The organism is Marinobacterium marisflavi, assembly GCF_982447095.1.
The window spans coordinates 3085488-3091487 of record NZ_OZ457898.1 but is presented as its reverse complement, the minus strand read 5'-3'; the positions used below and the strand labels follow the sequence as shown (position 1 = coordinate 3091487).

At 50.3% G+C, this 6000-nt stretch carries 6 protein-coding genes; 4 read left to right on the top strand and 2 right to left on the bottom strand.

The window, feature by feature from the left end; translation table 11 throughout:
- Positions 1-119 precede the first annotated feature (119 nt).
- Together AC1WNR_RS15205 and AC1WNR_RS15200 are read right to left on the bottom strand one after the other, a co-directional pair.
- Positions 120-1595, bottom strand: a complete 1476-nt coding sequence (locus tag AC1WNR_RS15205) for a TRAP transporter large permease (protein ID WP_481645342.1) — start codon at positions 1593-1595, stop codon at positions 120-122.
- The gene (locus tag AC1WNR_RS15200; RefSeq protein WP_481645341.1) at positions 1596-2165 is read right to left on the bottom strand and encodes a TRAP transporter small permease subunit; all 570 of its coding nucleotides are present in this window, start codon (positions 2163-2165) and stop codon (positions 1596-1598) included.
- Positions 2166-2423: 258 nt separating this feature from the next.
- Between AC1WNR_RS15200 and AC1WNR_RS15195 the strand changes: the two genes are divergently transcribed.
- The 4 genes from AC1WNR_RS15195 (at position 2424) to yidC (ending at position 5924) form a co-directional block, all read left to right on the top strand.
- Entirely contained in the window at positions 2424-3500 is a 1077-nt protein-coding gene (locus AC1WNR_RS15195) for a TRAP transporter substrate-binding protein (protein ID WP_481645340.1), read from the top strand.
- Between the two features lie 213 nt (positions 3501-3713).
- The gene (gene rpmH, locus AC1WNR_RS15190) at positions 3714-3848 is read left to right on the top strand and encodes a 50S ribosomal protein L34 (protein WP_481645339.1); all 135 of its coding nucleotides are present in this window, start codon (positions 3714-3716) and stop codon (positions 3846-3848) included.
- 26 nt (positions 3849-3874) lie between these two features.
- A complete protein-coding gene (rnpA, locus tag AC1WNR_RS15185; protein ID WP_481645338.1) occupies positions 3875-4255 on the top strand; it encodes a ribonuclease P protein component in 381 nt (126 codons plus the stop codon).
- Positions 4256-4268: 13 nt separating this feature from the next.
- The gene (yidC, locus tag AC1WNR_RS15180; RefSeq protein WP_481645337.1) at positions 4269-5924 is read left to right on the top strand and encodes a membrane protein insertase YidC; all 1656 of its coding nucleotides are present in this window, start codon (positions 4269-4271) and stop codon (positions 5922-5924) included.
- The last annotated feature ends 76 nt before the right edge of the window (positions 5925-6000 follow it).

The window sequence follows — 6000 nt, the reverse complement described above, 5'->3', positions numbered from 1 at the left end:
TTATAAGCCTATGTATTATAGGTTAAATTGGAGTTACGCATAATTTACTAACAATTTAACCCCAGAGTTATCCACAAAAAAAGCCGCTTGCGCGGCCTTTTTATACACAGGGCTAGGTATCAGTTAGCCCAAGGGTCGTTTGCTTCACTACCCCAGGGGTCGTCGCTACCCATGTCACCGCCCGTGTCGAGCTGAATATCGATCGTGTTTAGATCAACATCCAACGGCGCATCCAGGTTGTAAGTCACGATCTCTGGGAAGATGATTACTAGTGATAACGACAGCAGCATAATCAAAATGAATGGGATAGCGCCTTTGTAGATCTCTTGAGTGCGCATGCCCTTCACCAAACCACCGGTAATCTCATCCTTATAATCCTCCTTCGGCGCGACACTTCGCAGGTAGAAGAGTGCGAAGCCGAAAGGAGGCGTCAGGAACGACATGGACATGTTCAAGCCGACCAACACCAGGAACCAGATCATATTGATATCCATGCTGACAGCCACAGGGCCGATCAACGGCATTAGGATAAAGGCAATCTCGAAGAAGTCGATGAAGAACCCCAGTACAAACACCAGCAAGCTGACAAAAAGTACGAAACCAAGCTCACCACCAGGAATGAAACTAAACAGGTGTTCTATCCAGATATCACCATTCACTGCACGGAACGAGAGAGCAAAAATTGACGAGCCCACCAGAATGAACATGACGAAGGTCGAGAGTTTAGTCGTTGAATCCAACGCACCCTTCACGACTTCTAATGTCAAACGGCGACGAGCAATCGCCAGCAGCAGTGCACCTACGGCACCCATCGCTCCGCCCTCGGTTGGAGTAGCCCAGCCGATAAAGATGGTACCAAGTACCAGGAAGATCAGCACGATTGGTGGCAACATCGCAGTCGCTACAGAAATATAAAGCTCGGAGCCCTTCATCGTACGCGCCTCCTCCGGCAGTGGTGGCACCATATCGGGCTTAACGATGGATAGAACAAACATATACAGAAGCAAGAAGCCTACAACCATTAGCGCGGGAAAGAGTGCACCGGTATAAGCATCTTTCACAGAAACTGACAGGACATCAGCCAGTACAATAAGTACCAGTGATGGCGGGATGATCTGCGCTAGTGAGCCTGCCCCGGTCAACAGACCTGCTGCTGTGGGGTAGTGATAGCGGTAACGCATCATAACAGGCAGTGAGATCAAGCCCATAGAGATGACTGATGCCGCAACGACACCCGTTGTCGCAGCCAGCAGTGCGCCAACCAGAATTACCGCGTAGCCAAGACCACCTGGGACACGACCGAACAACTGCCCTGCACTCTCCAAAAGATCTTCCGCCATGCCTGAACGTTGCAGGATGATTCCCATGAAAGTGAAAAACGGGATCGCTAACAGCGTATCGTTCTGCATAATGCCGTAGATACGTTCGGGGATTGCCTGCAGCAGCACCCAGTCCAAGAGACCCAGCTCATGACCGATCAGCGCGAACAGAATACCGTTGGCTGCAAGGCTAAATGCTACAGGGAAGCCTGAGAGCAAGAAAAAGATCAACGAGCCGAACATGATCGGCGCGATGTTATCTGTCAGAAACTCCATTTATACGCTCTCCTTAGCATCATCCATATCAACCGTTGCATGGCCACCTTTGGCGAGCGGATCTTCGATTAAGCCCTTCAGAAACGCCCAGCGCTTAATTAACTCAGAACAGGCCTGAATAAAGAGCAGACCAAAACCCACCGGAATCATAAGACGTACCGGCCAACGAATAAGGCCACCGGCGTTCTGACTCACCTCTTGGTTCTGGTAGGTCTCGATCAAGTTCGGGATCGACTGCAGGGTGATGTAGAGGGTCACTGGGAGTACAAATAGCAGGAAGCCCCAAAAATCCACCCAGTTACGAGTCCGGGGGGTCATACGCTGACTCATCACATCGATGCGCACGTGCTCATTCACTTTGAGTACATAGCCTGCCGCTAGTGTGAACACTGCCGCATAGAAGTACCACTGCAGCTCCAACATCGCGTTTGATGCCACGTTAAAAAGATAACGCGTCGTTGCATTACCCGCACTGACCAGAACAGCGGCTAGGATCAGCCACTTTACGTTGCGCCCGACGAAGCCATTAATAGCATCTACGGTTGCCGAGAATCTTAAGAGAGCGTTCATTTATCAAATTCCATGAAGCTTATTATGCTACCGATCTTGAATTGCCAAATTCGGACTGACTGCAGTGTGCCGACTTTAGCAAAACGAGACAACTCGGCTGTCTACTGGTCGGACCAGTATTTCAAGAGTCATTAAACTAAAGTATGAGCTCCTGCTGTGGTATTTATAACTGATGAAGTTAAATTGTGGTTCAAGGGTCATCGTGAGTCGCGATTCCCCTCGGTTCAATAAAAGACCAATAACGATAAAGGATTCCTCATGAAACGTAGAGATCTGTTTAAAGGCGCCCTGCTCGCAGCAGCCATATCAACAGCAACTGCAGCATCTGCTGCTGAACTCCCAGAACTGAACTGGCGTCTACAGTCAGCTGTACCACCAGGCATCGGCTTCTACATGGGCGGTGTGTTCTTCGCTGAAGAAGTTGAGAAGATGACCAACGGTAAGTTCAAAATTCGCGTGTTCCCAGCGGGTGAGATCGTTGGCACTATGCAGATCTTTGACGCAGTATCTGACGGCACGATCGAAGCAGGTCACACAGCGTCTTACTACTACTACGGTAAGAACCCAGCATTCGCTCTCGATACTACAATCCCATTCGGTCTTAACTACCGTCAGTTCCAGGCATGGTACAACTTCGGTGGCGGCGGTGAGATGATCAAAGAGCTCTTTGCTGGCTCTAACATCGTGCCGTTCCCAGCGGGTAACACTGGTGTACAGATGGGTGGTTGGTACAACAAAGAGATCAAATCTCTGGCGGACCTCGATGGCCTGAAAATGCGTATCGGTGGTATGGGCGGTAAGATCATCGAGAAACTCGGTGTTGTGCCTCAGTCAATCCCAGGTGGCGATATCTTCCCATCTCTGGAGAAAGGCACCATCGACGCGGCTGAGTGGGTTGGTCCATTCGATGACATGAAGATGGGCTTCAACAAGGTTGCTGAGTACTACTACACACCAGGTTGGTGGGAAGCGGCTCCAAACCTCTCTGTTTACATCAACAAAGAGAAGTTTGACTCTCTGCCAGTTGAGTACCAGAACATCGTTGAAGCAGCAGCTGAACGTGCAAACGTGAAGACAACTGCGTTCTACGACGCGAAGAACCCAGAAGCGCTGAAAACTATCCTAGCTGGCGGCACGAAGATGAAGATCTTCCCGAAAGACGTGATGGACGCTGCTTGGGACGCTGCACAGCAGACTTACCAGGAGCTTTCAGCTGAAAACGCTGACTTCAAACGCATCTACGACAGCATGGTTGCGTTCCAGAAAGACCAGAACCAGTGGATGAGTGTGTCTGAGGGTCCTCTAGACTCTTACATGCAGCGTAAAGCACGCTAATCCTCTCTACTGAGATCAAAGGCCAGCCTCTGGGCTGGCTTTTTTGTTGCTGTGATTCTCAACATCCAGCTTTTTTCAGCTTTTTCACTGAATTATCAGTTAAAGGGTTTGCAACCACCGAGCCTTTTCCCTAGAATGTCGCGTCTCGAATTTTGGGCACTGGCCGAGCGGCCGGTTCCAACCAGTTAACCTGAAGTAAAGCAGGACAAGGTAATGAAAAGAACATTCCAACCAAGCGTACTGAAGCGCAAACGTACTCACGGCTTCCGTGCTCGTATGGCTACTAAGAACGGTCGTCAGGTCTTGAACCGTCGTCGTGCACGTGGCCGCGCTCGTCTGTCTGCATAAGTCATAGCGGACAACACGAATGCCTCATGGCTGAGTTTGAATACCCTCGCGAACTACGTCTCTTAACTGGAGCTGACTTCAAAAGGGTATTCGACAAAGCTACTTACAAGGTCAGTGATCAACATCTACTGATACTTGCCCGCCCCAGCGAGACCAGCCACCCCCGGATTGGCTTTGTCATTTCAAAAAAAAATGTGCGACTAGCGGTGAATCGAAACCGTGTTAGGCGTATCATTCGCGAGTCTTTCAGACTGAACCGACAGAAACTTCCCGCTTGCGACCTAGTTATTTTGGCACGCAAAGGGGTGGATCAGCTCGATAATGAGGCGATTCATCGTCTTATATCAAAGTCGTGGAACAGGCTGAGTAAAAAAGCTGACAAAGCCAAACCAACTGCAAAAGAGTAACGACCCGAACGCCATGGATATACAGCGAGTCATACTTATTGCCGCACTAGCATTGATGTCTTATATGCTGATGCTGCAGTGGAACCAGGATTACAACACACCTGTCGCCGAGCCAACTGTGGCTACCTCTAGCGTATCAGCCTACGAGCCTGCTGCAGGTGATCTGCCAACAGCAACCTCAAATGCGTCCGCTGATGTACCGGCAACAGCCAGCGCTGCGCCAGTGGCTGAAGCGATCGATTCAAGCCTGATCTCAGTCAAAACTGACACGCTGGAGCTGCTGATCGATCCACGTGGCGGTGATGTGATTGAAGCTAAACTGCCACAGCACCTCGCTGTGTTGAGTGAAAGCGAACCACTAACACTACTAGAGCAGAACGCTACCCGCACTTATGTGGCTCAAAGCGGTTTGGTTGGCAAGAACGGTCCAGATGCCAATCCTGATGGTCGCCCGCTCTACAACGCTGACGTACGCAGCTTTGAATTGGGTGATGCCGATCAACTCAGTGTTGACCTCAATCTGAACCAGAATGGCGTCGCAATCACTAAGCGATTTACCTTCACACGTGGCAGCAATGCAATCAAGGTTGAGTACCTGATAAACAACCAGAGCGCTGAGAGCTTTGAGACTGTGCTCTTCGGTCAGCTTAAACGTGACCGCAGTGCAGACCCATCACAGCAGACTGACATGGGTATGCAGTCCTACCTTGGTGCTGTCTTCTCAACAACTGAGAACAGCTATCAGAAAGTTGATTTCGATGATATGGATGACAAACGCTTCAGCGCCACTAGCGCCGACGGCTGGGTTGCCATGTCACAGCACTATTTCTTGTCAGCTTGGGTACCAGAGCCAGGCCAGACCTATACCTATCAGACACGTGTACTCAACGGCCTTTACATCGCTGGTTACCTTGCACCGGCTGTCAATGTAGCACCGGGCCAGCAGGCAACTTTGTCAGCTACCCTATATGCGGGCCCTAAAGACACTGACCAGCTGGAGCAGGTTGCCACCGATCTAGATCTGACGATCGACTATGGCATCCTTTGGTTTATCGCCTCTCCAATTTACATGCTGCTGAAGTGGATCCACAGCGTTGTAGGTAACTGGGGTCTGTCGATTATTGGCGTAACACTGCTGGTGAAACTCGCGCTCTTCCATCTGAATGCCAAAGCGTTCAAATCGATGGCGAAGATGCGTAAGTTCGGCCCAGAGATGGCACGCCTGAAAGAGCTCTATGGCGATGACCGTCAGAAGATGTCACAAGAGATGATGAAGCTCTACTCTAAAGAGAAGATCAACCCGCTTGGTGGCTGTCTGCCGATTGTTGCGCAGATGCCTATATTCATCTCTCTATACTGGGTACTGCTAGAGTCTGTGGAGCTGCGCCACGCGCCTTTCTACGGCTACATCCATGACCTCTCACAGATGGACCCTTACTTCATCCTGCCGTTGCTGATGGGTGCGTCAATGTTTGTGCAGCAACTGCTTAACCCAACACCGCCAGATCCGATGCAGGCGAAGATCATGAAGATGCTTCCAATCATCTTCACCTTCTTCTTCCTCTGGTTCCCAGCGGGTCTGGTACTGTACTGGGTGGTGAACAATGTACTGTCGATTGCACAGCAGTACATCATCAACAAACAGATTGAAGCGGGCGACTCCAAATAGAGGTGTGTCGTTTTAGAATAAAAGGCTCCCATAGGGGGCCTTTTTCGTATTAGTCTCAGAGCTAAAAGGAGCAGAG

Bases quoted from the DNA above. Each gene is read 5' to 3' on its own strand.
- AC1WNR_RS15200 (WP_481645341.1), bottom strand. From the start codon at position 2,165: ATGAACGCTCTCTTAAGATTCTCGGCAACCGTAGATGCTATTAATGGC.
- AC1WNR_RS15195 (WP_481645340.1), top strand. From the start codon at position 2,424: ATGAAACGTAGAGATCTGTTTAAAGGCGCCCTGCTCGCAGCAGCCATA.
- AC1WNR_RS15205 (WP_481645342.1), bottom strand. From the start codon at position 1,595: ATGGAGTTTCTGACAGATAACATCGCGCCGATCATGTTCGGCTCGTTG.
- rnpA (WP_481645338.1), top strand. From the start codon at position 3,875: ATGGCTGAGTTTGAATACCCTCGCGAACTACGTCTCTTAACTGGAGCT.
- yidC (WP_481645337.1), top strand. From the start codon at position 4,269: ATGGATATACAGCGAGTCATACTTATTGCCGCACTAGCATTGATGTCT.
- rpmH (WP_481645339.1), top strand. From the start codon at position 3,714: ATGAAAAGAACATTCCAACCAAGCGTACTGAAGCGCAAACGTACTCAC.